The organism is Kibdelosporangium aridum, assembly GCF_900176515.1.
Lineage (GTDB): Bacteria > Actinomycetota > Actinomycetes > Mycobacteriales > Pseudonocardiaceae > Kibdelosporangium > Kibdelosporangium aridum.
Genome location: NZ_FWXV01000007.1, coordinates 1 through 26,613, shown reverse-complemented (window position 1 = coordinate 26,613; position 26,613 = coordinate 1). Strand labels below are relative to the sequence as shown.

Sequence of the window (26,613 nt, the reverse complement as noted above, 5' to 3'; positions counted from 1 at the left end):
GACCGCCCAGAATCCACACAGTGTTATGCCGCACTGGCGCTGCTGACCGCGGGGTAACCCGGCCCATGGACCAAAGTCGTATCAACGATAGACCACGGTCCGATGCGCCACCGGCGAACCGACCGGCAGGCTGGCGGCAGCAACACACCGACGGTGCACAGTGGATGGTCAACTTGGCGTTCGCTTGCCAGCTCGATTCGACGACGCGCTGGCGGGTGGCATGGCAAGGTAGGGGGCAGACCGGTACAAATCGGGTCGTGGACAAGGGGACAGGTATGCGGAAACTATGGGCGGCAGTTGTCGCAGGGGTGGCCGTGTCAACGCTGGTGGCACCACAGGCAAGTGCCACGAGTGGTTCGGTGAATGTCGTCGCACTGGGTGATTCCTCGGCGTCAGGCACGGGCGCGGGCGACTACCTCGACGGCACGGGCACGCCAGGGGGATGCTGGCGCAGCGCGAACTCGTACTCGGCGGACCTGGTCGCGCAGCTGAGAGCAACCGGCCGCACGGTCAATTTCACGAACGTGACATGCAGCGGAGCCGCGATCCCGGATCTCGGCCAACAGTTCAAGGGGCAGCCACCGCAGCTGGACAGCCTCAAGAAGGACACGAACGTCGTGTTCTTGACCGTGGGTGGTAACGACATCGGGCTGGCGGAATACGCCGGACTGTGTGTCCAGGCAGATTGTGCCGGTGCGCCAACGGATGCGGTGTTGCAGCGGACGGAGGCCCTCGGCAAGAGCATGGCCAGCCTGATGTTCGAGATCGGCAAACGCAGCCCGCAGGCGAAGGTCGTCGTGACGGGATACGGCCGCCAGATGACGCCAGGGGAGAACGCTTCCAACGTGCCACTCGACCCGATCTGCGGGCCTGGCGTCATCACGACGCCGGAACGTCAAGACGGCGCTAAGATCGCCACCAAGCTGGACGCGACCTTACGGCTCGCCACGCACGCGTCGCGTTGGGGCGGAGTGAATTCGGTATACGTCAGCCAGTTCGCCAAGCCAGGCGAGCTGACCCCGGAATTCACCGGACACTCCCTGTGTGAGGCGAATGTGCCTTACTACCGCGGATTTGACGCGCTGGCGCCCGGCCAGGAAGGCCCGGAAGCCGTACTGCACTTGAACAAGCCTGGTCACGCGACACTCGCGGCCCTGATCAAGCGCAAGCTCATCGCCTGACCGACCTCGTGCCTTCGGTGCCGTTGAGGCACCTCGATACATCGGCCGTTTGCCGTCGTGGTGGTCACCGCTGTCAGGGTGACCACTCCGGCGACGAACCGCCGCCATCAAGCGTCGGCCAGACATCACAGCACGGCAGGGCTTCGGCCGTCGTGGTGATCGGTGGCGTGGCCGGATGTGCAGGATATGGCTGGCCGCGTGCTACGGCGAGTGATGCACGGCCATGCCAAAGGCGGGCAGTCTCGCCGAGGTAGTGGTGGAGGTTCTTGCGGCAACCGAAGACGCGACCGGGCGTGGTGAGCCCGGCTGCCCGACATGCGCGGCGCTGCGCGACCACCTGGCTGCCGCGGCCCCGGTCCTGCTCGTCGTAGATGACGTGGACCTGGCTGACCGGCGACAGCGTCACGTGCTGCGTTGTTGTGCCTCCCGTCCGCCGGAGGAAATCTCGTTGCTGCTGAGGTAAACGCCCGGCCGGGACCGTGCATTGTGGACTTGATCGAGGCAGGGAGCGATGTGTATCGGATCGAACTGAGGCTTTGTCGGGAGACAAGCGCAATGCATATACCGGCTCGCTTCACAGCAACCGTCGCGTGAGCGGGGGCTTACCCCTATTCGTTGCCGCTCAGGTCAGACGTTGGCGCGCAGGGTGATCACGGTGATTTCGCTGGGGGCGAAGATTCGGAAGGGAGGTCCCCAGAAGCCGCTGCCGCTGCTGGTGTACAGCTGGGTGCGGGATCCGTGCTTGGACAGGCCGTGGACTGTGCCTTGGTCCATCCGGACCAGGTAGTGGAAGGGCCAGATCTGGCCGCCGTGGGTGTGCCCGGAGATCTGCAGGTCGACTCGGTCGAGTGCCTGACCGATCTGTTTTGGTTGGTGGGCAAGCAGGATCACCGGCAGGTCCGGGTCTGCGCCATCCAGGGCCCTGGTGAGATCCGCGCCATGGCCTTCGATACCTGAGCCTTTGGCTGTGGCGTCGTCGACGCCGGCGATGACCAGTTTGGCTGTTCCTCGCGTGACCATGATGTGCTTGTTGTGCAACGGTTCCCAGCCGAGATCCGTCATGTGGTCGAGCCAGGCTTGGGCTTCGCTGAAGTACTCGTGGTTGCCGGTGATGTACACCTTGGCGAGTCGCGCCTGCACTGTGCCGAGTGGTGCGGCTTGGTCCTTTCGGCGGGCGGGTGAGCCGTCGGCGACGTCGCCCGCGTGCGCGACGATGTCCGCGTCCAGGTCGTTCACGGCCTTCGCGACCTTGGCCGACCACGCTGCTCGGTTGATCGGGCCGTAGTGGGTGTCCGAGACCACGACGAGCTTGGCGCCGTCGAAGTCTTTGCCCAGGCCGGGGATCGTGACGTCGACAGCTCGGATCCGCGGCACCCGCATTGCCTCGAAGTGGCCCCAGCTCAACAGGACTACTGCGGCAATTGCGACAAAACCGGCGACGATCCGGGATCGGAACGGGTCGTCGATGCCGAGCAATGCCAATTCGAGGATCTGGCCGATGATCGACCAGGCGAACAGCACCCAGATCGCGCCGAGCATGGTGTCGCCGACGCGCGCCGCCCAATCCCTGGCCCGTCGGCTGTGGCCTAGGTACATCGTCACCGGGAACGCGACCAGCGCCGCGCCGAAGAGGACCGTTCCGGCCACGAAAACCCAGGCGGGCCAGGCTGTTCCCGATCCGGTCAGCGTCCACCAAGGAACCCCGAACAACAGCAGGAGAACAGCGAGGAGGACCAGCTCCCGGATGTGACTTCGCACAATGACAACGATAACTGCGAGAGGAGTAAAGTGATCATGTGGCCGGGTGGCCGATAACCCGTTCGGCCGCCGAAGCAGTGCCGATGTCGGCACAGCGTGTAATTGCGACACCAATTCGTAGCCTGTTCGAGTCCACTCAGGTATGGACTTTCCCCCTCTTGTGTTCGGACAGTAACCCCCGCTGACTACGTCCAGTTGGTCTGGTCTAGTGTTCGCTCGCCTTAGCTAGCCCAGGAAGGCGGTCCTGGCACCGATAGAGGGGAACTTCCTTATGTCCAGCGATGTCTCCACCCCACCTCCGGCTCCGCAGCAGCCGGGACAGCAGCCGCAACCCGAGCCCAAGCGCAAGAAGGGGCTGCCGAAATGGCTGATCAGCATCATCGCGCTGATCGTCATCGGTGGCGGTGTGTACGCGTACAACTACTTCACCAACGACGCCGTGCAGGCCAAGGCCGGTGACTGCGCGAAGATCACCGGTGCGAAGGACAAGCCGGAGTATGCGTCCGTCGCGTGCGACTCGGGCACTGCCACGCACGTCGTCGGCAAGGCCCTGAGCAACACTTCCGACACCTGTGCCGACCCGTACATCTCCTACACCATGACGGCCAGCCGTGGTCCGGACGCGAAGCTGTGCCTGGTTCCCAAGATGGAAGAAGGCGCCTGCTACAAGGAGGACAAGAACGCGGCCACGGACTTCGTCAAGACCGACTGCGGCGCAGCCGACGACGAGACCTTGAAGGTCACCAAGATCGTGAACGGCGCAGGCGACGCGGCGTGTGGCGAGGCTGCTCCCATCACGTTCCCCGAGCCGCCGACCACGTTGTGTTTCGCTCCGGCCAAGGCGCAGCAGTAATCAGTCGAAGTGGTCACTGCTGCTTGAGGTAGAGCACCGCGGCGCCGGTGAAAGGCGGGGTGAACTTCGCCGCCTGGCCGCCGTGGATCCCCGACACGGCAGTGGTTCGGCTCGTTTGCGGGTCGAACCACTGCCCGTCAAGCTGACCGGCGGGCGTGGTCACGGTGAACGCACCGCCAGGGCTGTAAACCAGTGCCTCCCGCGAATTCGACAGGCAATAGCCGGTCGAGCACAGGTTCGGCTGGGGTTTGGCGGTGGCGAGGTCCATCCGCGCCGCGTAGGCCCGGACATGGCCGAGGTTGGCCCGGATCGACACCTGGGTGTTGTCGTCCATCTTCCCGCCGATGCCGTAGGCGCCGTCGTACGGGTCCATGTAGATCGGGTTCTCGCCACGGATGAACGACTTCCACGGCCATGAACTGTCGCCGCACAGACCGCACAAGTGGTCGGTGTCCGACAGGATGACCTTGGTTCCGTCCGCCACCGGCGGGTTGTTCACGTCGCCGTTCGGCGAAATCCAGTCAGCGGGCGACGCGAGCAGATCGTTGTTGTCGCCGCCGGGATAGGTCGAGGTCATACCGACCGGGTGAACCTTGCCCTTGCTGCGCTCGTAGGCCTTGATGACCTCGATCATCCGATACTGCCACTGAACGGACCCGCCCGGTCCTTCGTTGGCGATCTCGTACAGGACGTTGTCGAGGTCCCCGACGGTGTCGATCACCTTGCGCACATAGGCTTCCTGCCTCGCGGTGACAGCGGGAACGGCCAGCGAATGGGCTTCCTCGCCACTGTCGTTGCCGTTCAGGTCACCGTCGATCCCGTTGACGTTGTTGGCTTTGTTGAACGGGTGGCCTTTCCACGGGTTGTTGTCGCAGAACTGGCCTTTGCACGACTCGATGCTCCAGCCGTTGAACAGCATCACCGCGACGTAGATGCCCCGCCCGCCCGCGTCCACCACCCGTTGGCGCAGGCGCGCGAAGTAGTCCAGGTTGAACTTGTCCAGGTCGAACTTGGGCTGGCCGTCCAGCCCCAACGCGGTGCCTGTCCGCAGGTACGGCATGGGGAACGTGAAGTAGTCGTCGCTGACGATCTCGTTGGAGAACCTGGCCTGCTCCCACGTCCACAGCCGGAAGAAGTTGTGGTTGTTGGTCTGCAGGAAGTTCAGGTAGCCCGGGTAGTCGAACGCCTTCGGCGGATTGGTCCCCCCGGTGTCCTGCAGGTTCTGCCAGGTGTGCGCGCCGGTCAGCAGCACCGGCTTGCCGTCGGGCGTCGCGAAGTACCGGGGGTTGTCCACGCTGCGCTGCAGCGGGCCGGTCGCAGCCGCGGGCGTCAAGGGAACCGCCGGCGACTCACCCACGACCACCACTCCGATCAGGACCATGCACAGCATGAGCGGGACAAACCGGACCATGATCGACAGATTATCGGCCGGGGCGTGATGCTGCCGTAATCGGCGTGGCGTGCTGGGGGTGGCTGAGTGGGGCGGTGTTGGTATGAGGGGGCGGGTGAGGGGTGGTGTGGCCGCGGCGGGACTTCGCGAGTTCGCTGACGGCCAGGGTTGTCGGAGTGCCCACCGCCGGATGGTTGAGGAGCGGTGGGTGCGTCGCGGGGTGGCGCTTTGCGAGTTCGCTGATGGCTGGGTTGCCGGTGCATCGGCTGCCGCATTGTTGAGGAGCGGTGGTGTGGGGCAGGCGCGGGACTTCGCCAGTTCGTTGACCGCCGGATTACCGGTGTGTCCAGTGTGGGTCGCGGCCGATCAACCCGAGCAGCCGGTCCTGTAGTGGCGCGTCCGGTGCGACCGGCACCTCCGGGCCCAGGACCTCGATGCCCGGGCCGAACGCCCCCGGCGTGCGGAACTTCGCCATCATCTCGGCCGGGATGGCGGTGTTCGTCGTCCACAGTCGCTCTACCTCGGCCTGGTCGATCGTGGCGTCCTGACCGAGTGCCTTGGCCAGATCCCAGCCGTGCAGGATCAGGTCGTCGATGAGCACCTTGGCGACGTGCTCCTCCGCGGTCATCGGGCCGCTGGGCGTCGGGGATTCGGTCGTCGCCACCGTTGGGTCGTCAAGCAGGGCCTCGACGTCCGCGCGGGCCGCCTGGAAGGCACCGAGAACGTCGGACGGCGCGGGGCTGAGCTCGCGGCCGACCGGGCGGAGCATCGCGCCGTGCATCATGATGATGTGGTCGACCACGTCCCGTGCGGTCCACTTCTCGCATGGTGACGGGGACGTCCATTGGCCTGGCCGCGCGGCGGCGATCCGGCGCTCGAAGGCATCGGCGTGCTTGCGATAGCGGTCGGCGATGGTGCTCATGCGGATGACCGTAATGTACGAACGGGCAATACCCCCGGTGTTTTCGCGTAAGGTCGCTCTTCCTTGATCATCCACTGACTTAGCGTTCGTCGGCGTGAGATTATTTTTGGCTGCAGCCATGGCTTTGGTGTTCGTAGCACCTGCCGCGAACGCCGCTCCAGCAACGACCTCCACCATTACTTGGGGCGCATGTGCCGACCAGTCGCTGGCCGCGGCGGGCGCCGAGTGCGGCACGCTGAGTGTCCCGCTGAACCACAGCGATCCTGGTGGCCGGAAGATCTCCCTCGCGGTGTCCAGGGTCAAGCACAAGACGACCGCGTCCAAGGGAACTGTCGTCGCAGTGCCGGACCCGCTCAACGGCAGCGGGAGCGGGTGCCAGTTGTCGCTGCTAGGCGCCCGTGTCCCCGGCGGCGACGCGTTCGACTGGGTCGGTTTCGCACGCCGCGGGGTGGCGCCGAGCTCCCCAGCGATCAGCTGCCAACCTGACTACCTCGGCCTCAACGCTCCGCAACACATTCCGACCAGCCCTGCGATCGAGCAGCAGTGGCTGGACAAGGCCAGGGGGTACGCCGAGGCGTGCGCCGCGAAGAACGGCGAGCTGCTCGATCACATGAAGTCGACCGACATCGCCGCCGACGTCGACCTGGTGCGTGCGGCACTGGGCGCCGACAAGGTATCGCTGTACGCACAGGCGTACGGCACGTATGTCGCGCAGGTCTACAGCACGTTGCACCCGGAGCGGGTGGCACGGATGGTGCTGGACGACAGCATCGACCCGCGGCGGATCTGGTACTACGCGGCGAACTTCGACCAGAACCCGCCGTTGCAGCGCAACCAGGACATCTGGTTGAAGTGGCTGGCTGAGCACGACGACGTGTACCACCTCGGCAACACGCTCGACGCGGTCCGACAGGTGTGGGACGAGCAGCTGCGGCGGGTCACCGCTCAGCCTGCGGGCGGTGTGTTCGGCCAGGCCGAGTGGATCAACCTGTTCCTGTACCCGGCATACACCCAGCAGACGTGGACGCTGCTTGGCTCGGCGTTCTCGAACTGGGTGCACAACGGTGACGCGCAGCTTCTGATCGGCCTCTACGGCCAGTTCTACCTGCACCCCGCTGCCGAGAACATGTACGGCGCGCTGACCTCGTTGGTCTGCACGGATACCGCTTGGCCGACAAACTGGAACCAGTGGCGTGCCGACTCCTGGCGCACGTACGCCGTCGCACCGGATGCGACTTGGGGCAACACGTGGTTCAACGCGCCGTGCCTGTTCTGGAAGGCCAAGCCGGGCAAGCCGGTACAGATCGATGGCGCCAAAGTGGACAGTGCGTTGCTGGTCACCGAGTCGCTGTCGGCAGTGGCCCCGATCGAGGGTAGCTACGAGGTGCGCTCGCGGTACCCCGGTGCCCGGCTGCTCGCCGTGCGGGATGGGGTGAACTTCATGAACACCCTGACTGGCAACGCGTGCGTGGACAACCAGATCGCGGCCTACCTCGCCACCGGCGAATTGCCCGCTCGCAAGCCTGGGCGGCAGGCGGACGCCGTGTGCGCGGCGGCCCCGGCGCCGGTCCCACCCGGCGCATGAGGTGACGACCACGGTCCGGGTGTCCCATGTGGACGCCCGGACCGCGTGTCGCGGGATAAACGGTGTAGTTCGATCACCAAATGGGTAATTATGGAGGCGGCACGGAGGAGACGGCCATGACGAGGTTGCGATGACAGCCCATTCCAGGCGTTTTGCCCGGCTTTGCCGCGAGCATTTCGGCGAGTCACCCAAGGAGGACGCGGCCAAGCCGGCCGAGGGGACCGACGCCGCAGCGGCGACCCAGCCCGACCAGGTCGAGTCGGTGGACCAGGACAAGGCGAGCTAGTCAACCGGGCAGTTCGTTGTCACGCATGAGTCTGGCCAGGTCAGGATCTGGTTCCAGGACGAACAAGCCGCCGGTGCCCCGGTCGGTGACCCAGATCAGCCCTTCGGCGTCCACGAACAGGTCGTTGGCCTGCGGCGCGGCTGAACCAGGCGGTGTCTGCGATATCCAATGTGCGATCTCGACCGGATGATGTGGATCCTTCAAGTCGTACACTCGCACGCCCGCGTTGAAGTACGTCGCGAACAGAATTCGTTCGCTGCGGTATGACCCGCGCCGGTTCTCGTGGAAGTTGTGCGGCCCGAATCGCAGCGGTCGATCGTTGAAATTCCCTTCGGGGGCGGGGAAAGCCGCGAGATAGCGCGGATTGAGATCATCGGACACGTCGATCACGTGCATGCGGCGCTCAGGCGCGCGTGGACCATCGGTCTGCTGCTCGTCGGTCACGACCACCAGGCCACGGCCCGGTAGTGGCAGGCATGTATGGGTCGCCCCGCCACCCCACACCGCGCGGGAGATCATCATCGGCATGGTGATGTCGGCGATGTCGAGGACGACCATGTTGGCGTCGTCGTAGCCGACGTACGCACGGTCGCCCGCGACGAGCGCGTGATGGGCGGCGTAGCGCTTCCCTTGCGGCCAGGTTGGTTTCTCGCCGTCAGCCTGACCGGGCCACCACCACCTGGACACCAGCGCCGGGTTGGTGGGATCGGTGAGGTCGACGACCACCCAGATCCGGTCGTTGAAGCCGTCCGGGGTGGCGGACATGTGCGCGTGTGGTCCACCTTCCCAGACGATTCGGTGCACGCCGCGTCCGCCGGATTCCCAGAACCCGATTCGCTCCGGCGCGAACGGATCGTCCAGCCGGTATACGGCGAGCCCCGCCCCGTGCGGGCCCGCCGGTCCCGGTGGCCGCAACGGAAAGCCCTCGTGGTTGACCAGCAGCAGGCCGTCCGCGACTTGGACCTTGTGGGTATGGGTGTTCGGTGGCGCGGGCCACTGGGCGACGAGTTCGGGCTTCACCGGATCACGGACGTCCACAATAGACGTTCCGGCGCCCGAAGTTCCGTTGTGGCCGATGTAAAGCGCATCGCCTTCGCGCATGACCTGCATGCCGTCGCCGCGGCCGTCGAGGTCGTGGTGCGCGATCAGCCGCAAGCCGTGCGCGGAGGCGGTACCGACCATTACTGGAAGCCGCCGATGGCCGGTCGTAGCGGCAGGCCAAGAGCTTTCTGGGCACGCCAGAGCGGCATCAGGTCCACCCATTGACGCCAGTTCGTCCCGGACGGCACGACCTTGAAGTTGATCTGGTCGGTGACGAACTTGTCCATGTCCGCGGTCTCGAAGCCGCCGTCCCTGGTGTGGTAGTCCGGCGCGTTCTCGTCCGCGTACGCGTCCTTGAACTCCTGCGGGATCTGGAAACCCTTGGCGGCCATCAGGTTCAGCACGGCATCCTTGTTCTGCGGATCGACGATGAACTGCCGCGCCTTGAGCGTCGCCTGCAGGAACGCCGCGACCGTCTCCGGGCTCTCGGCCAGGAGTTTGCCTGCCGACCAGCCCACCTGGGGCACCTGAGCGGTCTCCTGCAGCAGGAACTTGCCGCCCTGCGCTTCCAGCATTCCCTTGTGGCGCAACTGGATGCCCGCGCCGTCGACCGTGCCGGACAGGATCGCCTGCAGCCGCGAGTTGGACTGCCCGCCGGTGCTGACGATCTTGACGTCGGTGTCCGGGTTCATGCCCGCGTCCCTGATCAGCTTGCGGACCAGGAAGTCGTTGCGGCTGCCGAACTGGCCGCCGGTGATGGTCTTGCCGCGCAGATCCTGCGGTGTGTTGATGCCTTGCCGGACACCGAGGATGTTCGCCTCGCCGCCGAGGTAGATGCTCAGCATGCGCAGCTGCGTACGGCTCTTCACACCCGCCGCGATCGTGGTGTCGGTGTCGTACAACGCGAGGTCGAGCGAGCCGCCGATCAGGCCGGGCAACGGATCCTCGGTCGTCACGATGGTGACGTTGTCGATGCCCACCTCTTTGAAGTAGCCGCGGTCGAGCGCGACCAGGACGTCGTGGTGGAACAGGTAATGCGGGTTGTCCACGCCGACCGTCAGCGTCTTGCGGACCTTGGCCGTGTCGATCGCGCTGACGATCTCGCTCTCGGTCTTCGGAATCACCTGCGTGGCGGGCGCCGGGGTGCTGTTCGAACAGGCGACCAGGGCACCTGCGAGGAGTAACGCCAGTGGCGCCAGATGTCTGCGGCTCATCATCGAGCTCCTTTAGAGGGTTAACGGGCCGGCGATTCCCGCCAGGGAGCGGCACGGCGTTCGAGCCAGCGCATGCCCTGCACCAGGCCGACGGACATGACGGCGAGCAGGATCAACGTGGCGTACAACATGGGCGCGTCGAACTGCTCACCCGCGCGGTCGAGCAGGAAGCCGAGACCTTCCCCGCCGCCGCCGAGCAGTTCGCCGATCAGCATGCCGACGAGACCACGTGCGATGCCCTGGTTCACGCCGGAGATGACGAACGGCAGCGTGAACGGCAGGATGATCTTGCCGTACATCTGGATCCGGTTGGCGCCGAACGCGCGCCCGGCGCGCAGCAGCGATGGGTCGACGGTTTTCACGCCTGCCATGCAGTTGACCATGATCGGGAACACCGCGGACAGCACGATGATTGTCAGCTGCATGGCGTTGCCGAAGCCCATGATCAGAATGAGCAACGGGATGAACGCGACACGGGGGAGCGAGGTCATCGCCCACACGTAGGGGGAAAGGATGACGTCGGCGACCTTGTTGGAGCCCATCAGCAGGCCGACCGGGATGCCGATGGCCGCCGAGATGAGCATGCCGATCAGGAAGTTCTGCAGGCTGTGGCTCAGCTGCGGCCAGATCACCCCGGTGGCGAACCCGTTGTACATCGCGTCGAACGTGTCGGTGATCCTGGGGAAGAACAGCGGGTTGATCACCTCGGCGCGCGCGACGAGTTCCCACAGCACGAAGAACACGCCGAGATTGACCAGCGTGATGGCGGTGTTGCGGAAGGGCGCGAACCGCGAGACCTTGATCTGTTCGATCATGAGTGCTCCCTCTTCGCGCCAAGGGCCTCGCTCTGCAGCAGGGACCAGATGTGCTCGCGGATCTCGGCGAACCGCTGCGAGCCACGGATGTCGGAATCCATCCGGGGCCGGGGCAGGTCGACCGGCACGATTTCCTTGATCCGGCCGGGCCTGCTCGACACGACGACAACGCGGTCGCCGAGCGTCACGGCCTCGTCGATCGAGTGCGTGATGAAGACGACCGTCTGCCCGGTCTGCGCGATGATCTTCTCCAGTTCGGCCTGCATGGCCTCCCGGGTCATCGCGTCGACCGCGCCGAACGGCTCGTCCATCAGCAGCACCGACGGTTCGGTGACCAACGCGCGGGCGATGCCGACGCGTTGCCGCATGCCGCCGGAGAGCTCGTGCGGATAGGCCTTCTCGAACCCGGTCAGGCCGACGAGCTCGATCGCCTTGCGGATCCGTTCGTCCTGCTCGGCCTTGCTCGGCTTGGTACGCCGGTTCTCCATCGCGAACCTGATGTTGCGCTGCACGGTCCGCCACGGCAGCAAGGCGTAGTCCTGGAACACCATCGCCCGGTCCATCCCGGGCCCGGTGACAGGTTCGCCGTCAACGGTGATCTCGCCTTCGAGCGGCTGGACGAACCCCGCGATCATGTTGATGAACGTGGTCTTCCCGCACCCGGACGGCCCGACGATCGCGAGGAACTCACCGCGGGCCACATCCAGCGAGACGTCACGCAGCGCGATCAGCCTCGTGTGGTCGCGCCGGTTCTCGTAACCAGCCGTGACGTGCCGCGCTGAAATGAACGGCTGGTCCGCCCGCTCGATCGCCTCGTCCACCACTTGCACCTTTGCATGGGTCATCGCCGCTCCCGCGATCGTCAATGCAATCGATTGCTGATCGTACGAGCAGCATCTACGGCCGTCAACGCCTGCTTTCGGGGCTGTCGAAACCCTGTCGAGAATCAACCAGGTGCAACCGATTGCACGTCAAGGACGGCCGTGTCCACCGTTCCGGCACAGCGTGTCCACCGTTCCGGCACGGTGAGATGCACTTTGCGGCACCGGGAGGTGTGCGTTCCGGTTACGTGCAGGCTGCCGCGAGCCGGCGCGTGCCCACCATTCCGGCACGGTGCCGGAGCCGGTGGGCACGCCGCGGGGTCAGCCGACGTGGATGCGGGGGCGGCGGGACTGGTCGGGTTCGGTGGTACGCAGGATCTCCCGGACGACCGGGGGCGTGTCGCCTTGGCCGAGGATCAGATAGCGGAACAGGTGGCCGAGCGGGCTGCCCTCCGACCACTCGAAGTAGCAATGCGGCAGCACGCCCGTGGCGTCGCGCAGGGCGAGCAGGATCGCGGCGATGGCGTTGGGCACGGCCGTGCTCTGCACGCGCAGGATTCGGTGGCCGTCGATCTCCACGCCGCGAACTTCCAGTGCCCCGCTGAACTCGGAGGGATCGGTGACCTCGATCTCAAGGAAAATCACGTCCGCCGCGCCAGGGACCGGGTTGAGGCCGCGCTGCTCACGTTCTTTCGCCAGGTACTCGGCGCTGTCCCCGGCCTGCTTCTTGTTCGCGATGATGTTCAGCTCGCTGTCGTTGGCCAGCGAATCGGTGACGAATCGGCGGGCCGCCTCGTCGAATTCGATGTGGTCGGCGCGCAGTTCCGTTGTCCTGGTCACCCGGGAGATCAGCGACACGATCACGATCCCGGCGATGAACGCGGCCGAAATGGCGATACCGTCCGGCTTTTCGATGACGTTCTCAACCAGTGCGTACAACAAAACCAGCGTCAGCACGATGAACCCGGCCGACGCCCACCGTTGTTTACGTCGCAGCGCTGAGATCGTCACCGCGAATGAGCCGGAGACCATCATCGCGAGGATTCCGGTGGCATACGCGCCCGCTTGTGCGTTCACGTCGGCACCGAAAGCGATCGTAATCAGGATGCTGATCACGGTGTAGACCATCACCACTGGCCGAACCGCGCGGCCCCATTCCGGCGCCATGCCGTACGAAGGCAGGTAACGCGGCACGATGTTGATCAGGCCCGCCATCGCCGACGCACCGGCGAACCACAGGATCAGGATGCTGCTGATGTCGTAGACCGTGCCGAAGACCTCGCCGAGTTGCTCGTGTGCGAGGTACGCCAGCGCCCGGCCGTTGGCGGCACCGCCCGGCTGGAACAGTTCGGCGGGGATCAGCACCGTGGTGATGAAACTGGTCGCCACCAGGTACACCGACATGATCAGCGCCGCCGACATCAACAGTTTTCGGGTGTTGCGGATCCGCGATTCCAGCTGCTCTTGCGGGGTTTTGCCGGTCGCGGCGACCAGCGGCATCATGCTCACGCCGGTCTCGAACCCGGACAGGCCGAGCACCAGCAGCGGGAACGCCAGCACGGCAGGTCCGGCGATGTCGAAGAACCCGCTGCCGCCCTCGGTCAGCCGGTCGACCCAGCGGGACATCAGTTCGGGATTGGCCAACACGTCCGCGAAGCCCACGCCGACGATCACCGCGTTGAGTGCCAGGAAGATCGCGACCAGCGGGATGGCCACGCCGACCGCCTCGCTGAACCCGAGCAGGAACACGCCGCCGAGGATCAGCAACAGCACCGCGGTGACGATGACTTCCTGTCCGTGCAAGAACCCTGGCGTGATCGGGTTTTCAAGCAAGTGCACGGTCGCGTCCGCAGAGGACAGTGTGATGGTCACGATCCACGACGTGGCAACGAAACCCAGCAGCACGAGGACGAAGATCTTGCCGCGCCAGAACGGCAGCAGGTCCTCGAGCATTGCCACAGAGCCCTGCCCGTGCGGGCTCTCCCGTGCCACCCTGCGGTACATCGGCAACATGCCCAGCAACGTCAACGCGACAATCAGCAGCGTGGCCAACGGCGACAACGCGCCAGCGGCGAGTGCGGCGATCGCGGGCAAATAGGACAGTGTGGAGAAGTAGTCGACACCGGTCAGGCACATGACCTTCCACCACGACTGCGGCTTCGCGTGCTCCTCGCCGCTTTCCGGTCCGACTGGCCCGACCCGGTGCGCCAGCAGCCAGCGTCCGAACGGCTTCTTCGGCGGGGCGGCCGCGGCCGGACTTGCCACCTTTGCCGGAATTGCGAGGTCGGAATCGCTGGTCATGTGCCGTTCTCCTGTGTGGATCCACGGATGTGCGCCGTCAGAATGCCGTACGGGGCCGTACCAGCGGTATCCGGGTCAACCCCTACTTGTCTGGATACAGTGGACCAATCGCCCGGCACCGAGCGTGTCAGGCCGGGCACTGTCCGGCCGCTTTTCTTTCGGCGCAGGGGGCGACTTGACTCCCCGAAGCGGTGGACCGTAAATTTCCGCCGAAATCCTTTCGTCTTTATTCGAAATCGGGGGGCACGTGGCCGACCTGCTCGGGGCCGAGCTGGCGTCACCAGACGCGTCATCCGTCCAGTCGAGTGGACGGAAACCTCCGGTCGGCCGGTCGCCGGGGCAGCTGGCGTGGCGCCGTTTCCGCAGGGACAAGGCCGGGGTGATCTCCGGGTGTGTTGTCCTTTTCTTCTTTCTGGTCGGACTTGGCGCGCCACTGATCTCGTGGCTCTACGGAAAAGACCCCTATACCCAGTACGGTCTGGAGCGGCCCGGCCTGCTCAGCGATACCGGAATTCCGATGAAACCCAACGGCGGAATCGATTCAGAATTCTGGCTCGGGCTTGAGCCCAAGCTCGGCAGGGACGTCTTCATGCAGCTGGTCTACGGCATCCGGACCTCGCTGCTGATCGCCATCGTCGTGGTCTTCATCGTCACCGCGGTCGGCGTGATCATCGGCATCACCGCCGGGTACCTCGGCGGCCGGGCCGACTACTTCATCGGCCGGGTGATCGACACCCTGCTGGCCATCCCGTCGACGCTGTTCTTCCTCGCGTTCACGCCGGTCGCGCTGGCGTTGTTCGTCGCGCCGGGCAAGGAGGCGCCGGTCTGGCTACGGGCCACCGCGTTGATCCTCGTGCTCTCGGTGTTCAACTGGACCCGGTCGGCCCGGTTGCTGCGCGGCCAGGTCCTCTCGTTGCGGGAACGCGAGTTCATCGAGGCGGCACGGGTGTCCGGCGCCAGTTCGCGGCGGATCGTGCTCAAGGAACTGCTGCCCAACCTGGTCACACCGATCCTGGTCGTGGTCACGCTGGACGTGCCCGCGATGGTCACCACCGAGGCCGCACTGTCCTATTTGGGCGTCGGAATGGTCGAGCCGACGCCGGACTGGGGCCGGATGATCCACACCGGATCCGAGTACATCCAGACCGTGCCGACATATCTGGTCTTCCCCGGTGTGGCGCTGCTGGTGTTCGTGCTCGCCTTCAACCTGCTGGGGGATTCGGTCAGGGACGCACTCGACCCCAAGTCGCACCGCTAGCCGTCACCGGGGTAAACACAGGGAGAAACAGTGAAACGCAAGAGGATCCTCGTAGCGACGGCAGTCGCCACGAGTGCCGTCCTGATCGCCTCCGGGTGCAGTGCCGGCGGTCAGAACACCGCGACGGACCCGGACCGGGCGCAGGTCCAGGTCGCCAAGGTCTCGATGGACAAGGACGGCTCGCTGTCCAAGGGCCCGGCGCCGGAGGTGCCCGGCGCCCGCAAGGGCGGCAACATCAACGTCCTGTGGCGCCAGGACTTGGCGCACTACGACCCGGCCGTGTCGCAGGCCTCGCCGGACAACAGCGTGCTCGAGATGATCTCCCGCAGGCTGACCATGTACCGGATCGACGGCGACAAGACCACGCTGGTCGGCGACCTCGCCACGAACACGGGCGAGACCTCCGACGGCGGCAAGACCTGGAAGTTCACCCTGAAGGACGGGATCAAGTACTCCGACGGCACGCCGATCGTCGCCAAGGACATCAAGTACGCGGTGTCCCGGTCGTTCTCGTCGCTGTACGCCCGTGGTTTCCAGTACATCCAGACCTGGCTGGCCGACAGCGAGGACCCGAGCAAGTTCTACGCGGGTCCGTACGAGGGCGGTGAGCTGTCCAACGACAAGGTCGAAGCCCCCGACGACAAGACCGTCATCTTCAAGTTCTCCCAGCCGCGCCCGGACTTCCCGTTCGCCGCGGCGCTCGGCGCCACCGCACCGGTGCCCCAGGCCAAGGACACCAAGGAGGCGATGGACTCCTCGCCGATCACCTCGGGTCCGTACAAGATCGCCTCGCACGAGGTCGACAAGAGCCTGAAGCTGGTGCGCAACGAGAACTGGGATCCGAACACCGACTCGATCCGCCACCAGTACGCCGACAGCTACACGTTCCAGTTCGGCCCGCTGCCCGCGGAGATCACCGACCGGCTGTCCGCGTCGGCAGGCGACGACAAGAACTCCACCGGGCTCTACCAGACGGTCGCTCCGGAGCGCTTCGAGCAGGTGATGAACGACCCGAAGCTCAAGCAGCAGATCATCGACAAGCCGACCACACAGGTCGACCTGTACGCGATCAACACCACCAGGGTCACCGACCTGAACGTGCGCAAGGCGCTGCTGACGGCGTTCCCGAAGGAGCAGGCACGGCTGCAGAAGGGCGGCCCGTACCAGGGTGACTTCGCCACCACGCTGGGTTCGCCGAGCACACTGGGCTGGCAGAAGTACGACCTGCCGGGCGTGACCGACGTCGACCCGAAGGGCAACCCGGAGAAGGCCAAGCAGATGCTGACCGACGCGGGCAAGCTCGGCTACTCCATCTCGTTGGGCTACAACCAGACCCCGACCAGTGAAAAGGAAGCGCTGGCGATCGCGGACGCGCTGACCAAGGCGGGCTTCAAGGTCGAGAAGATCCCGATGCAGGCCAAGACCTACCTGGACACCCGCGACAAGGTGGACAACAACCTGGACTTCTACTGGTCGGCGTGGGCGGCGGACTGGCCGACCGGTGTCACGGTCTACCCGGAGCTGTTCGACGGCCGCAAGATCGGTGACGGCAGGCCGAACAACACCCACTTCAACAACCCCGAGGTGAACGCCGAGATCGACCGGATCATGAAGATCACCGATCCGGCCGAGCAGGGTGCCGAGTTCAACAAGCTGGACCGCAAGATCATGGAGAGCGTGCCCGCGGTGCCGTACGTGTACCCGCGCAGGCAGATCCAGTTCGGCACCAACGTCGGTGGCGCGTCCTTCGACTGGCACACCGTGATGAACCTGTCCAACCTCTACCTGAAGTCCTGACACGGCTGGGGGACGGGCCTTTCGCGAGGTCCGTCCCCCGCACTGGAGATGCCCGTTCGATGCTGGTCTTCCTTGTCCGCAGGGTGCTCGGCGCCATCGTGATCCTTCTGGTGATCAGCGCCATCACGTTCCTGCTCTTCTTCGCCGTGCCCGGCAACGAGGTGGCGGCACTGTCGTGCGGGAAGGTCTGCACGCCCGCGCTGATGGACGAGATCCGCCGCGGTCTCGGCCTCGATCAGCCGATCTGGCAGCAGTACCTGTTCTATCTCGGCGGTATCTTCGCCGGCCGGATGATCGGTGACCAGATGTGCGAGGCGCCGTGTTTCGGCTACTCGTTCGTCAACAAGCAGCCGGTCTTCGACACCGTGGCCGACCGCCTGCCGGTGACGCTGTCGCTGGCCATCGGCGCGGTGGTGCTGTTCCTCGTACTCGGTGTCGGCCTTGGCATGCTTGCCGCGCTGCGTAAGGGAAAACTCGCCGACAAGCTCGCCATGGGCTTCGCGTTGCTGGCCGGGTCCATGCAGATCTACGTGCTGGCACCGTTCATGCTGTACCTCTTCGTCTACAGCACGGATCTGTTGCCACGTCCGCATTACGTGTCGTTCTTCGACAATCCGCTGGACTGGGCGAGCGGGTTGATCCTGCCGTGGATCTGCCTGGCGTTCATCTTCATGGCGTACTACGCGCGCCTGACTCGCTCGGCGATGGTCGACGTGCTGAACGAGGACTTCATCCGTACTGTGCGCGCGAAGGGCTTGAGCACCGGGCAGGTGTACTTCAAACACGCGTTTCGCGGCGCGATGAGTCCTATCGCGACAATCCTCGGCCTGGACATCGCCGGACTGTTCGCCGGTGCGATCATCACCGAGACGTCGTTCAGCCTCGTCGGTGTCGGCCAGCTGGCGGTCAACTCGGTGGTCGCCTCCGACCTGCCCATGATGATGGGCGTGGTGATGCTGGCGTCAGCGGCCGTCGTGGTCGCCAACATCATCGTCGACGTGGTCTATGCCGCCATCGACCCGCGAATCAAGGTGACAGCATGACCATTCTGTCGGTGCGTGACCTGAAGGTGCACTTCTCCACAGAGGACGGTGTGGTCAAGGCCGTCGACGGGTTGTCCTTCGACCTGGTCAAAGGACGTACGCTGGGCATCGTCGGAGAGTCCGGCTCGGGCAAGAGCGTCTCGAACCTCGCCGTTCTCGGCCTGCACAACCCGGAGAAGACCACGGTCACCGGCGAGATCCTCTTCAACGGCCGCCAACTGGTCGGGGCCAGCGAGTCGGCCATGCAGAAGCTGCGCGGCAACGGCATCTCGATGATCTTCCAGGACCCGCTGACCTCGCTCTCGCCGTACTACACGGTGGGCGAGCAGATCGCCGAGACCTACCGGCGGCACACCGGGGCGAACAAGAAGAAAGCCTGGGCCCGCGCCGTGGAGATGCTGTCCAAGGTCGGCATCCCGCAACCGGAACGCCGGGCGAAGGAGTACCCACACGAGTTCTCCGGCGGCATGCGGCAACGTGCGATGATCGCGATCGCGTTGTGCTGCAACCCCGCCTTGCTGATCGCGGACGAGCCGACCACCGCGTTGGACGTCACCGTGCAGGCGCAGATCCTGGATCTGTTGCGGGAACTGCAGTCCGAGTTCGACACGGCGATCATCCTGATCACCCATGACATGGGCGTGGTCGCGCAGATGGCCGACGACGTGCTCGTGATGTACGCGGGCCGTGCGGTTGAACGCGGGACGGTCCGCGAAGTGCTGAAAACACCGCAGCACCCGTACAGCTGGGGCCTGCTGTCGTCGATCCCGCACCTGGGCGGTGATGTGGACGTGCCGCTGGTGCCTGTCCGCGGCACGCCGCCGAGCCTGATCGATCCGCCGAGCGGGTGCCCGTTCAACCCGCGCTGCGACTACCGCGACCGGGTACCGGATGCCCGGTGCACCACCGAGCGGCCCGCGCTGCTGCCTGAGACGGGGCACGCGTCGGCGTGTCATCTGTCCACAGCGGACAAGAAGCGCATCCGCACCGACGAGCTCGAACGACTGGGCTGAACACCATGACTGAAGTAGTCGCACCCGCCAAGGAACTGCTCACCGCGAGCGGGCTGAAGATGCACTTCCCCGTCCGGGGAAACGGCTTGTTCAGCCGGAAAGCCGGTGTGGTGCAAGCGGTCGACGGGATCGACCTGGCCGTGCACGAAGGCGAGTCGTTCGGACTGGTCGGCGAGTCCGGCTGCGGCAAGTCGACCACCGGACGGCTGATCACCAGGTTGCTCGAACCGACCGCGGGAACGATCACCTACGGCGGCCAGGACATCACGCACGCCACGCGCAAGCAACTGGCGCCGATCCGGTCCGAGATCCAGATGATCTTCCAGGACCCGTACTCGTCGCTGAACCCCCGGCACACGGTCGGATCGATCATCGCCGGGCCGATGGAGATCAACGGGATCAACCCGCCAGGCGGGCGCCAGAAGCGCGTCCAGGAACTGCTGGAGACCGTCGGCCTGAACCCCGAGCACTACAACCGCTACCCGCACGAGTTCTCCGGCGGGCAACGGCAGCGCATCGGTGTCGCGCGAGCGCTGGCGTTGCAGCCCAGGCTGATCGTGGCCGACGAGCCGGTATCGGCGCTGGACGTCTCGATTCAGGCGCAGGTGGTGAACCTGCTGCAGCGGTTGCAGCGGGAACTGGACATCGCGTTCGTGTTCATCGCGCATGACCTCGCGGTGGTGCGGCACTTCTCGCAGCGCATCGCGGTGATGTACCTCGGCAAGATCGTCGAGATCGCGGATCGTGCCGACCTGTACGGAAACCCGCAACACCCGTACACGCACGCGCTGCTGTCGTCGGTGCCGGACGCCGACCCGGACAGCGAGCGGCATCGGGAACGGATCCGGTTGACCGGTGACGTGCCATCGCCGATCAACCCGCCGTCCGGCTGCCGGTTCCGGACGCGTTGCTGGAAGGCACAGGACGTCTGTGCGTCCGAGGAACCGCCGTTGGTGCAGCTCAGCGGTGCGACTGAAGGGCATCGGGCGGCGTGTCACTTCCCGGAGCCCCGTCACGTCGTGCCCGAATAACGACGAAGGTCGGGTTGACCCGATCAAGCGTTCAGGAGTGGGGTGCTTCTATGCGCCTGCCACTCGTACTGCTCGTCACGGCCGCGTTGGTCGCCGGACCCGTCCCGGCTTCGGCGTCTTCGCTGGATCTGGACAACGCGACCATCCCTGAACTGCAGCGTCAGATGGACAGGGGACGGCTCACCTCGGTCGCTCTGACCAAGGCCTACCTCGGCCGGATCAAGGCGGTCGACGGCAAGATCCGCTCGGTCGTGGCGGTGAACGAGCGTGCGCTGGCGGAGGCCGCGGCGAGTGACGTCCGCAGGCGCACCGGCCGGGAGCGGGGGCCGCTCGACGGCATTCCGGTGCTGTTGAAGGACAACGTGGACACGCGGGCGATGCCGACGACCGCGGGTTCCCGGGCGTTGAGGTCCAAGCCTGCCGCGGACGCGCACCTGGTGAGGCAGTTGTATCGCGGCGGCGCGGTGATCCTCGGCAAGCTCAATCTGTCGGAATGGGCGAACTTCCGCTCGACCCGGTCGACTTCCGGCTGGTCAGGTGTGGGTGGGCAGACGAACAACCCGTTCGTGCTCGACCGGAATCCGTGCGGGTCCTCGTCCGGATCGGGTGCGGCGATCGCGGCCAGCCTCGCGCAGGTCGCGATCGGCACCGAGACCGACGGATCGATCGTGTGCCCGTCGGGTGCCAACGGAATCGTCGGTCACAAGCCGACTCTGGGCCTGGTGAGCCGGTCCGGCGTGGTGCCGATCTCCGCCGAGCAGGACACCGCGGGCCCGATGACCAGGCACGTCGTCGACTCGGCGATCACCCTGTCGGTGATCCAAGGCCGTGATCCCGCAGACTCCGCCACGGGCACGATCCCGGCCGGTCAGCCACGGGACTACGCGGCCTTGCTGAAGCCGGATGCGCTGCGCGGAGCCAGGATCGGCGTGTGGCGGCTTGCCGGTGCGGATGCCGATGTTGATCGTGTTGTGGCAGCTGCCGTGCGGACCTTGCGGGCGCAGGGCGCGACCGTGGTGGATGTGGAGCTGCCGTACCAGAACGAGATCGGTGAGAACGAGTTCCCGGCGCTGATCGCCGAGTTCAAACGGGACCTGCACGCCTATCTGGCCGCCCGGCCAGGCGGACCGAACACTTTGGACGAACTGATCGCGTTCAACCGCCAGGATCCGGTGGAGTTGTCGAAGTTCGGTCAGGAGATCTTCGAACAGGCGGCCGTCGCGCCACCGACCACGGATCCGACCGTGGTCAGGCAGCGGACCACCGCCACGACACTCGCTCGCCGGTCCATCGACGAAACCCTTGCGGCACACAAGCTCGACGCGATCATGGCGCCGACGAACAGTCCGGCGTGGAAGACCAACTACGCCACCGGCGACGCGTTCGTACTGGGATCTTCCAGCCCCGCAGCGGTTTCCGGCTATCCCAACATCTCGGTTCCCGCCGGATTCGCCGGACCGTTGCCGATCGGCGTGTCGTTCTTCGCGGGCCGGTGGTCGGACGCCAAGGTGCTCGCGCTGGGCGCGGCTTTCGAGCGGGCCGCCGATGCCCGGCAGGCACCGAAGTTCATTCCCACAATCGGTTGACGGCTTCGACAGCCCGGTCGAGGTCCACACCGAGGGTCTTGGCCTGGCTGACGAACTGCGCTGCGGCCTGATCCAACGCGTCGGCCGCCGGGCTTGGAATCGCTGCCACCACAGTGCCTTTGCGTCGAGCGGTGTGCAGAATGCCCGCCGTTTCCAGCTCACGGTAGACGCGCGCGACCGTACCGGCGGACAAGCCGAGGTCGTTGGCCAGCTGCCGGATCGCCGGAAGTGGCGTGCCCACGGCGAGTTCGCCTGACTGGATCAGCCGTACGAGCTGATCACGCACTTGCCGCCACGGTGGGACGCCGTTGTCCGGATCGACCAGGATCCTGGTCATCGTTGGGTGGACTGGACGTATGGCATCCGGTTGGCCGGGTTGGCCACCCAGATCCACCCGCCCACGGCGATCATCCACATGGGCAACGTCAGCCTTGTCAGGCCGCCAGTGCCCGCGAGCAGCCACGGCTCGGGCTCGGGCCAGCGGATACCGCGCAGCGATTCGAGGAGCCAGTTGGCTTCGACGACACTCGATGCCATCCAAGCGATCCCGATGCCGACCGCGACCCGGGCACTGCGGGTCCGCAGCGCGGCGTCCACCTGCAAGTCGGCGATCGCGCCGCGGCGAACGGCCAGCCACACCACCCCCAGCACCGCGGCCGTGGCGAGGACGACGCTGACAAGGACGAACAACCACCTGGAATCAGAGACTTTGGCCTGCACGTCGGCTACCTGCGTGATGACGTTGCCGTCGGTCACCCAGCTGCCGCCGGCCGGATACCTGCTCACTACACGCTGGCCCCACGCCGCCGCGATCCATCCGAAGACCGCGACGACCACCGCCAGAACCGCGAGCGCGAGCATGAGGACGACCGCCCAGCGCTGTACGAGATCGCTCCAGGTCCGGCGGGTCAGGCTGGCCGCGCGCGGGCCGCGGACCGGCCGGAACGCCCCGATGATCTCGGCGAGCAGCAGCGCCAGGACGAGCAGTGGCCAGAAGTTGTTGTCACCGTCCGTGACAAATGATGTGGCGAGGAGGAGTGGCGGGTAGAGCAGCCGCCGGTCCAGCAGGTACTTCCGGCCGAGCAGGCTTTGCTCGTCGGTGGGGTCCTTGACGCCCCATCGCCTGAGGAACCGCCGCCCGCTCGTGACCGTCGGCCACAGCACTACCAGCAGCACAGTGCCGACCACCGCGTAGATCGCGACCGTCGTCCAGTCCACGTGCATCGCCGCTCCTTTGTACTGAAGGCTTGGTACAAAGTAGCACGGCTTGACATGCAGGTAATTACCTGCGTAACTTAGCGTGTGGACAAGGTGTTCAAAGCGCTGGCTGACGAGACTCGGCGGCACCTGCTGGACAGGCTGCACGAGCAGAACGGGCAGACGCTGGCGCAGCTGTGCGAGCGGCTGAACATGGCCCGTCAGTCGGTGACCCAGCATCTTGCCGTGCTGGAAGCGGCGAACCTGGTCAGCACGGTCAAGCGGGGCCGGGAGAAGCTGCACTACCTCAATCCCGTTCCGCTGCAGGAGATCCAGGAGCGGTGGATCGACAAGTTCGAGCGTCCGCGGCTGCGCATGCTCAGCGCCGTCAAACAACGAGCAGAGGACAAGATGAGCGACAAACCGAGTTTCGTGTACGTGACCTACATCGAGAGCACGCCGGAGAAGGTGTGGCAGGCTATCACCGACCCGGAGCTCTCCCTGCAGTATTGGGGCCACAGCAATGTGTCCGACTGGCAGGTCGGGTCCACATGGGAGCACCGGCGTGCGGACGGCTCAGCCGCGGACGTCGTCGGGGTGATCGAGGAAAGCACTCCGCCGAGGCGTCTGGTGTTCACGTGGGCCGATCCGTCCACTCCGGACGTGACGTCCAAGGTCACGTTCGACATCCAGCGGTACGGCGAAATCGTCCGGCTGACGGTGACCCATGACGACCTCACCGATGAGGCGGAGCTGCGTGCGGCGGCAGGCGGCTGGGCCGCGGTGTTGTCGAACATGAAGTCGTTCCTGGAGACCGGCAAGCCGATGTCGTTGCCGCCATGGAAGGCGTCGTGACGCCAGAATGGCGGTATGGCGAAAGACGGTGACCGCCCTGTCTATCGGGTGCTGGAGACCAGGACGATCGGCTGGATTCTGGTAATCGTCCTGGTCGTGGGCGTTTCCGCGGCGGTGTTGCTGATCTTGGCCTACAGCGGCGGCGATCCGAGGAACAGTCTTGAGGCGATCAAGACGGCCGGAACGATCGTCATCGGCTCTGGTGGCGCGGTCGCGTTGTGGCTGGCCGCCCGCAGGCAGCGGACCACCGAGATCGCCCTCAAACAAAAGGATCTCGAACTCGAGCAGAAGGATCGCGAACAGGCGCACGCGATTCGCGACGGGATCGAACGGCGGGTCACCGAGCTTTACACGATGGCCGCCAGTCAGCTTGACTCAGATCGGGCGCAGACGCGGCTGGCCGCCATGTACGCGCTGGAGCGGCTGGCGAACGACAACGAGGGCCAGCGCCAGAGCATCGTGAACCTGCTGTGTGCCTACCTGCGAATGGTCGACGCGCAGCCGCGGGAGCATGAATGGCAGGTCCGCCAGACAGTGCAACGGATCCTGGCGACGCACCTGCGCCCGGGCGGCACGTTCTGGCCGGACATCGATCTGGATCTCACCGGAGCCGAGCTGGCCGACTTCGACCTGAGCGGCTGCCGTCTGCGCTCGGCCTCGTTCGCCAAGGCGCGTTTCCTGGGAAGGACGTCCATCAGCGGCGCCGTCTTCGACGGCGGGGTGTCCTTCGACGAGGCCGTCTTCGAGGGTGAATGCAAGTTGATCGGAACCCGCTTCACGTCATCGGTTGACCTGCAGCGAGCCGTCTTTCGTGACCAGGTGGACTGTGGATCGGCGCACTTCCACCAGCACGTGCGGTTCAACTATGCCGAATTCGCTGGTATTGCTCAGTTCAGTGGCGCGGTGTTCACGGGTTCCGTCCAGTTTGGAACGTTCAAGGGTGACGGCGCGCGGTTCGGCCGGCTCGCGTCGTTCCGTGCCACCCGGTTTGCCGGCCACACGGTGTTCGCGGCGGTCCAGTTCATGGACCAGGCGATCTTCGACGACTCCAAGCACGAGTCGTTCACAGCATTCAACGATGCGGTGTTCCACGACAGCGCGCTGTTTCACGAGGCCGAGTTCCTGGCCGGAGTCCGCTTCCGGCAGGTCGAGTTCCGCGGGAACGCCATCTTCCACAAAGCATTGCTCAGGGCGGAAGTGGACTTCTCCGGCGCGCTGTTCGGTGCGGAGGCGTGGTTGGGTAACGCTCTGCTGGAAGGCGAATTGGGATGCTGGGGAGCACGGGTGCGAGTCGACGTCGGCGAGACACACCGGCTGTGGCCGGCGAGCTGGCGGGTCACCAGCTCGAAGGTGGAGGAATTGCCGGATCGGGAAGGCTCGTGGGCTGAATTGTTCGACGGGACATTGTTCGGCGCCGCGAAGCAAGGTGACGAATGATCGTCGCTACCCGGCAACTCCATGCAGGCGCTCCTTCGCGCGGCGATGGATGCCTGTACCGGTCTGCACTGAGTTGCCAGCGGGGCAGCAGGGGTGTCGACGCGCTCGATCAAGCCGGACAACGTCTCGTGTTGGGCTTCCATCCGTTGCGCCAGTCCGGTATCCACGGGACCCTTTTGTGAACTGAAAGGCCCTTTCTTTCCCTATTTCACGTACATGGACGGAAACCGCAATTGTTTGACGAATAGCTGTTCGTGGGCTACAACAGAAACACCTCGGGTGTGAGTGCCGCCGCACATCTGCCGTCCCTGCCCGTCGCCACCGGAGGTTTTCATGGCGTGGAAACATCGTGGTTTCCTTGCGCTCGCGGCCAGTGCCGCGGTCGCTGCCGGAGTGATTGCGCTCCCTTCCCCCGTTGCCAGTTCAGCGCTCGGTCCAGGTGCCCTGACCAGCTTGGATCTGTCCGCAGGAAACCGTCGCGCGCCCGTATCGGGCCTGGTCGACTGGACAAAAGCCGGGTATCGGGGCGGGATGAATCTGCCCGGTTCCGGTGACGTCAACTCCAACCAGACGTGTCAGATCACGCCGGATGAGTTGAGCAGCCAGTACAACGTCAAACCGAACGACGGCGCCGATGATTCGGCTGGATTGCAGTCGGCCATCGACGCTATTCGGAGTTCCTGTTCGAGTTCGGCGAGCTACACCAAACTGAGCTTGATCACCCTGCCTGCTGGTGAGCTGGTGGTGACGCGGGAGATTCACGTCGACGCGGATTACCTGATCATCAGGGGTGCCGGGATGACCGCGACCAAGGTGGTCTTTCGGCCGGATGCCAACACCCTGTACGACACGTTGACCGAGGACAAGTCGGACTGGGACGAAGATGGGATGACGCATGGCAGTGGTAAGGGTGGTTGGTTGTGGCCTGGTCGTGGGTTGTTCCGGGTGCAGTCGCGGGGTGTGCACTCAAGCTACTTCAGCGACTACAACTCGGCTCCGGCCAACCGTAAAGATATTTTCGAGGGCACGGTGAACGTGCACTGGAAAGCGGGCGTGAAGCTGCGGGCCAAGGCGGGTGACACCGGGTTCTCCGCCCGCACCGGCGACCGGGTGGTGCACCTGGCGTCCAGCGGCTCGATCAGCGCGCTCACGGTCGGGTCGTTGGTGAACATCCGGGCGGCGAACTCGCAGAAGTTCTACCAGCACCAGCAGGCGTTGCCCACGAGCTG

23 protein-coding genes and 1 pseudogene are annotated in these 26,613 nt (G+C 65.4%); 13 read left to right on the top strand and 11 right to left on the bottom strand.

Annotated elements, in window-relative coordinates:
- Window positions 1–275 precede the first annotated feature (275 nt).
- Entirely contained in the window at window positions 276–1,181 is a 906-nt protein-coding gene (locus tag B9C43_RS33650; RefSeq protein ID WP_160096861.1) for an SGNH/GDSL hydrolase family protein, read from the top strand.
- A gap of 73 nt (window positions 1,182–1,254) precedes the next feature.
- Here B9C43_RS33650 and B9C43_RS33645 read toward each other — a convergent pair whose 3' ends face one another.
- A complete protein-coding gene (locus B9C43_RS33645; protein ID WP_084430837.1) occupies window positions 1,255–1,587 on the bottom strand; it encodes a hypothetical protein in 333 nt (110 codons plus the stop codon).
- 221 nt (window positions 1,588–1,808) lie between these two features.
- Entirely contained in the window at window positions 1,809–2,939 is a 1,131-nt protein-coding gene (locus B9C43_RS33640) for a metallophosphoesterase (RefSeq protein ID WP_235039012.1), read from the bottom strand.
- Window positions 2,940–3,210: 271 nt separating this feature from the next.
- Between B9C43_RS33640 and B9C43_RS33635 the strand changes: the two genes are divergently transcribed.
- Window positions 3,211–3,792, top strand: coding sequence for an LppU/SCO3897 family protein (locus B9C43_RS33635; RefSeq protein ID WP_084430836.1), 582 nt, complete (start codon window positions 3,211–3,213; stop codon window positions 3,790–3,792).
- A gap of 13 nt (window positions 3,793–3,805) precedes the next feature.
- Here the strand turns inward: B9C43_RS33635 and B9C43_RS33630 are convergent, their stop codons facing one another.
- Both B9C43_RS33630 and B9C43_RS33625 read right to left on the bottom strand, forming a co-directional pair.
- Window positions 3,806–5,203, bottom strand: a complete 1,398-nt coding sequence (locus B9C43_RS33630) for a DUF6298 domain-containing protein (protein WP_084430835.1) — start codon at window positions 5,201–5,203, stop codon at window positions 3,806–3,808.
- A gap of 313 nt (window positions 5,204–5,516) precedes the next feature.
- Window positions 5,517–6,104 (bottom strand): TIGR03086 family metal-binding protein, encoded by a 588-nt coding sequence (locus B9C43_RS33625; RefSeq protein ID WP_084430834.1) that lies wholly within the window; start codon window positions 6,102–6,104, stop codon window positions 5,517–5,519.
- Between the two features lie 94 nt (window positions 6,105–6,198).
- On the opposite strand from B9C43_RS33625, the gene B9C43_RS33620 reads away from it, so the two are divergent.
- Window positions 6,199–7,689, top strand: coding sequence for an alpha/beta fold hydrolase (locus B9C43_RS33620; RefSeq protein WP_235039011.1), 1,491 nt, complete (start codon window positions 6,199–6,201; stop codon window positions 7,687–7,689).
- Window positions 7,690–7,819: 130 nt separating this feature from the next.
- Window positions 7,820–7,975: a hypothetical protein gene (locus tag B9C43_RS56950; protein ID WP_160096859.1), complete on the top strand. Its 156-nt coding sequence runs from the start codon at window positions 7,820–7,822 to the stop codon at window positions 7,973–7,975.
- Here the strand turns inward: B9C43_RS56950 and B9C43_RS33615 are convergent, their stop codons facing one another.
- From B9C43_RS33615 to B9C43_RS33595, 5 genes are all read right to left on the bottom strand, one after another.
- Window positions 7,976–9,157 (bottom strand): LVIVD repeat-containing protein, encoded by a 1,182-nt coding sequence (locus B9C43_RS33615; RefSeq protein ID WP_084430832.1) that lies wholly within the window; start codon window positions 9,155–9,157, stop codon window positions 7,976–7,978.
- Window positions 9,157–10,230, bottom strand: coding sequence for an ABC transporter substrate-binding protein (locus tag B9C43_RS33610; RefSeq protein WP_160096857.1), 1,074 nt, complete (start codon window positions 10,228–10,230; stop codon window positions 9,157–9,159). Before B9C43_RS33610 ends, B9C43_RS33615 begins: the two co-directional genes overlap by 1 nt.
- Before the next feature lie 20 nt (window positions 10,231–10,250).
- Window positions 10,251–11,045, bottom strand: a complete 795-nt coding sequence (locus B9C43_RS33605) for an ABC transporter permease (RefSeq protein WP_084430830.1) — start codon at window positions 11,043–11,045, stop codon at window positions 10,251–10,253.
- Window positions 11,042–11,890, bottom strand: a complete 849-nt coding sequence (locus B9C43_RS33600) for an ABC transporter ATP-binding protein (RefSeq protein ID WP_084431173.1) — start codon at window positions 11,888–11,890, stop codon at window positions 11,042–11,044. The genes B9C43_RS33605 and B9C43_RS33600 overlap by 4 nt, the downstream gene beginning before the upstream one ends.
- Window positions 11,891–12,187: 297 nt before the next feature.
- A complete protein-coding gene (locus B9C43_RS33595) occupies window positions 12,188–14,167 on the bottom strand; it encodes an APC family permease (protein WP_084430829.1) in 1,980 nt (659 codons plus the stop codon).
- Window positions 14,168–14,414: 247 nt separating this feature from the next.
- On the opposite strand from B9C43_RS33595, the gene B9C43_RS33590 reads away from it, so the two are divergent.
- The 6 genes from B9C43_RS33590 to B9C43_RS33565 are packed head-to-tail and all read left to right on the top strand — an operon-like array spanning window position 14,415 to window position 21,895.
- Window positions 14,415–15,425 (top strand): ABC transporter permease, encoded by a 1,011-nt coding sequence (locus tag B9C43_RS33590; RefSeq protein WP_200825810.1) that lies wholly within the window; start codon window positions 14,415–14,417, stop codon window positions 15,423–15,425.
- A gap of 30 nt (window positions 15,426–15,455) precedes the next feature.
- Entirely contained in the window at window positions 15,456–17,222 is a 1,767-nt protein-coding gene (locus B9C43_RS33585) for an ABC transporter substrate-binding protein (protein WP_084430828.1), read from the top strand.
- Window positions 17,223–17,281: 59 nt separating this feature from the next.
- Complete coding sequence (locus B9C43_RS33580; RefSeq protein ID WP_033388085.1) at window positions 17,282–18,265, top strand: ABC transporter permease; 984 nt, start codon at window positions 17,282–17,284, stop codon at window positions 18,263–18,265.
- On the top strand, window positions 18,262–19,278 hold the full coding sequence (locus B9C43_RS33575) for an ABC transporter ATP-binding protein (protein ID WP_084430827.1): 1,017 nt from the start codon (window positions 18,262–18,264) through the stop codon (window positions 19,276–19,278). Before B9C43_RS33580 ends, B9C43_RS33575 begins: the two co-directional genes overlap by 4 nt.
- A gap of 5 nt (window positions 19,279–19,283) precedes the next feature.
- A complete protein-coding gene (locus B9C43_RS33570; protein WP_084430826.1) occupies window positions 19,284–20,309 on the top strand; it encodes an ABC transporter ATP-binding protein in 1,026 nt (341 codons plus the stop codon).
- Window positions 20,310–20,359: 50 nt separating this feature from the next.
- Entirely contained in the window at window positions 20,360–21,895 is a 1,536-nt protein-coding gene (locus B9C43_RS33565; RefSeq protein WP_084430825.1) for an amidase, read from the top strand.
- Here B9C43_RS33565 and B9C43_RS33560 read toward each other — a convergent pair.
- Window positions 21,876–22,232 (bottom strand): GntR family transcriptional regulator, encoded by a 357-nt coding sequence (locus B9C43_RS33560; RefSeq protein WP_033388081.1) that lies wholly within the window; start codon window positions 22,230–22,232, stop codon window positions 21,876–21,878. The two genes, B9C43_RS33565 and B9C43_RS33560, sit on opposite strands and share 20 nt — an antisense overlap.
- Window positions 22,229–23,119 carry a hypothetical protein gene (locus B9C43_RS33555; protein ID WP_084430824.1) on the bottom strand — a complete coding sequence of 297 codons (891 nt, stop codon included), beginning with the start codon at window positions 23,117–23,119 and terminating at the stop codon, window positions 22,229–22,231. The genes B9C43_RS33560 and B9C43_RS33555 overlap by 4 nt, the downstream gene beginning before the upstream one ends.
- Window positions 23,120–23,197: 78 nt before the next feature.
- On the opposite strand from B9C43_RS33555, the gene B9C43_RS33550 reads away from it, so the two are divergent.
- From B9C43_RS33550 to B9C43_RS33540, 3 genes and pseudogenes are all read left to right on the top strand, one after another.
- Window positions 23,198–23,947: an ArsR/SmtB family transcription factor gene (locus B9C43_RS33550; protein WP_084430823.1), complete on the top strand. Its 750-nt coding sequence runs from the start codon at window positions 23,198–23,200 to the stop codon at window positions 23,945–23,947.
- 15 nt (window positions 23,948–23,962) lie between these two features.
- Complete coding sequence (locus B9C43_RS33545) at window positions 23,963–25,384, top strand: pentapeptide repeat-containing protein (protein ID WP_084430822.1); 1,422 nt, start codon at window positions 23,963–23,965, stop codon at window positions 25,382–25,384.
- 333 nt (window positions 25,385–25,717) lie between these two features.
- A pseudogene (locus B9C43_RS33540) lies at window positions 25,718–26,613 on the top strand (hypothetical protein); the annotation flags it as partial.

What these genes read in the sequence shown, in the direction of transcription:
- B9C43_RS33545 (WP_084430822.1), top strand. Translation starts at nt 23,963, where the DNA reads ATGGCGAAAGACGGTGACCGCCCTGTCTATCGGGTGCTGGAGACCAGG.
- B9C43_RS33595 (WP_084430829.1), bottom strand. Translation starts at nt 14,167, where the DNA reads ATGACCAGCGATTCCGACCTCGCAATTCCGGCAAAGGTGGCAAGTCCG.
- B9C43_RS33615 (WP_084430832.1), bottom strand. Translation starts at nt 9,157, where the DNA reads ATGGTCGGTACCGCCTCCGCGCACGGCTTGCGGCTGATCGCGCACCAC.
- B9C43_RS33600 (WP_084431173.1), bottom strand. Translation starts at nt 11,890, where the DNA reads ATGACCCATGCAAAGGTGCAAGTGGTGGACGAGGCGATCGAGCGGGCG.
- B9C43_RS33560 (WP_033388081.1), bottom strand. Translation starts at nt 22,232, where the DNA reads ATGACCAGGATCCTGGTCGATCCGGACAACGGCGTCCCACCGTGGCGG.
- B9C43_RS33630 (WP_084430835.1), bottom strand. Translation starts at nt 5,203, where the DNA reads ATGGTCCGGTTTGTCCCGCTCATGCTGTGCATGGTCCTGATCGGAGTG.
- B9C43_RS33570 (WP_084430826.1), top strand. Translation starts at nt 19,284, where the DNA reads ATGACTGAAGTAGTCGCACCCGCCAAGGAACTGCTCACCGCGAGCGGG.
- B9C43_RS33625 (WP_084430834.1), bottom strand. Translation starts at nt 6,104, where the DNA reads ATGAGCACCATCGCCGACCGCTATCGCAAGCACGCCGATGCCTTCGAG.
- B9C43_RS33610 (WP_160096857.1), bottom strand. Translation starts at nt 10,230, where the DNA reads ATGAGCCGCAGACATCTGGCGCCACTGGCGTTACTCCTCGCAGGTGCC.
- B9C43_RS33555 (WP_084430824.1), bottom strand. Translation starts at nt 23,119, where the DNA reads ATGCACGTGGACTGGACGACGGTCGCGATCTACGCGGTGGTCGGCACT.
- B9C43_RS33565 (WP_084430825.1), top strand. Translation starts at nt 20,360, where the DNA reads ATGCGCCTGCCACTCGTACTGCTCGTCACGGCCGCGTTGGTCGCCGGA.
- B9C43_RS33575 (WP_084430827.1), top strand. Translation starts at nt 18,262, where the DNA reads ATGACCATTCTGTCGGTGCGTGACCTGAAGGTGCACTTCTCCACAGAG.
- B9C43_RS33605 (WP_084430830.1), bottom strand. Translation starts at nt 11,045, where the DNA reads ATGATCGAACAGATCAAGGTCTCGCGGTTCGCGCCCTTCCGCAACACC.
- B9C43_RS56950 (WP_160096859.1), top strand. Translation starts at nt 7,820, where the DNA reads ATGACAGCCCATTCCAGGCGTTTTGCCCGGCTTTGCCGCGAGCATTTC.
- B9C43_RS33650 (WP_160096861.1), top strand. Translation starts at nt 276, where the DNA reads ATGCGGAAACTATGGGCGGCAGTTGTCGCAGGGGTGGCCGTGTCAACG.
- B9C43_RS33635 (WP_084430836.1), top strand. Translation starts at nt 3,211, where the DNA reads ATGTCCAGCGATGTCTCCACCCCACCTCCGGCTCCGCAGCAGCCGGGA.
- B9C43_RS33580 (WP_033388085.1), top strand. Translation starts at nt 17,282, where the DNA reads ATGCTGGTCTTCCTTGTCCGCAGGGTGCTCGGCGCCATCGTGATCCTT.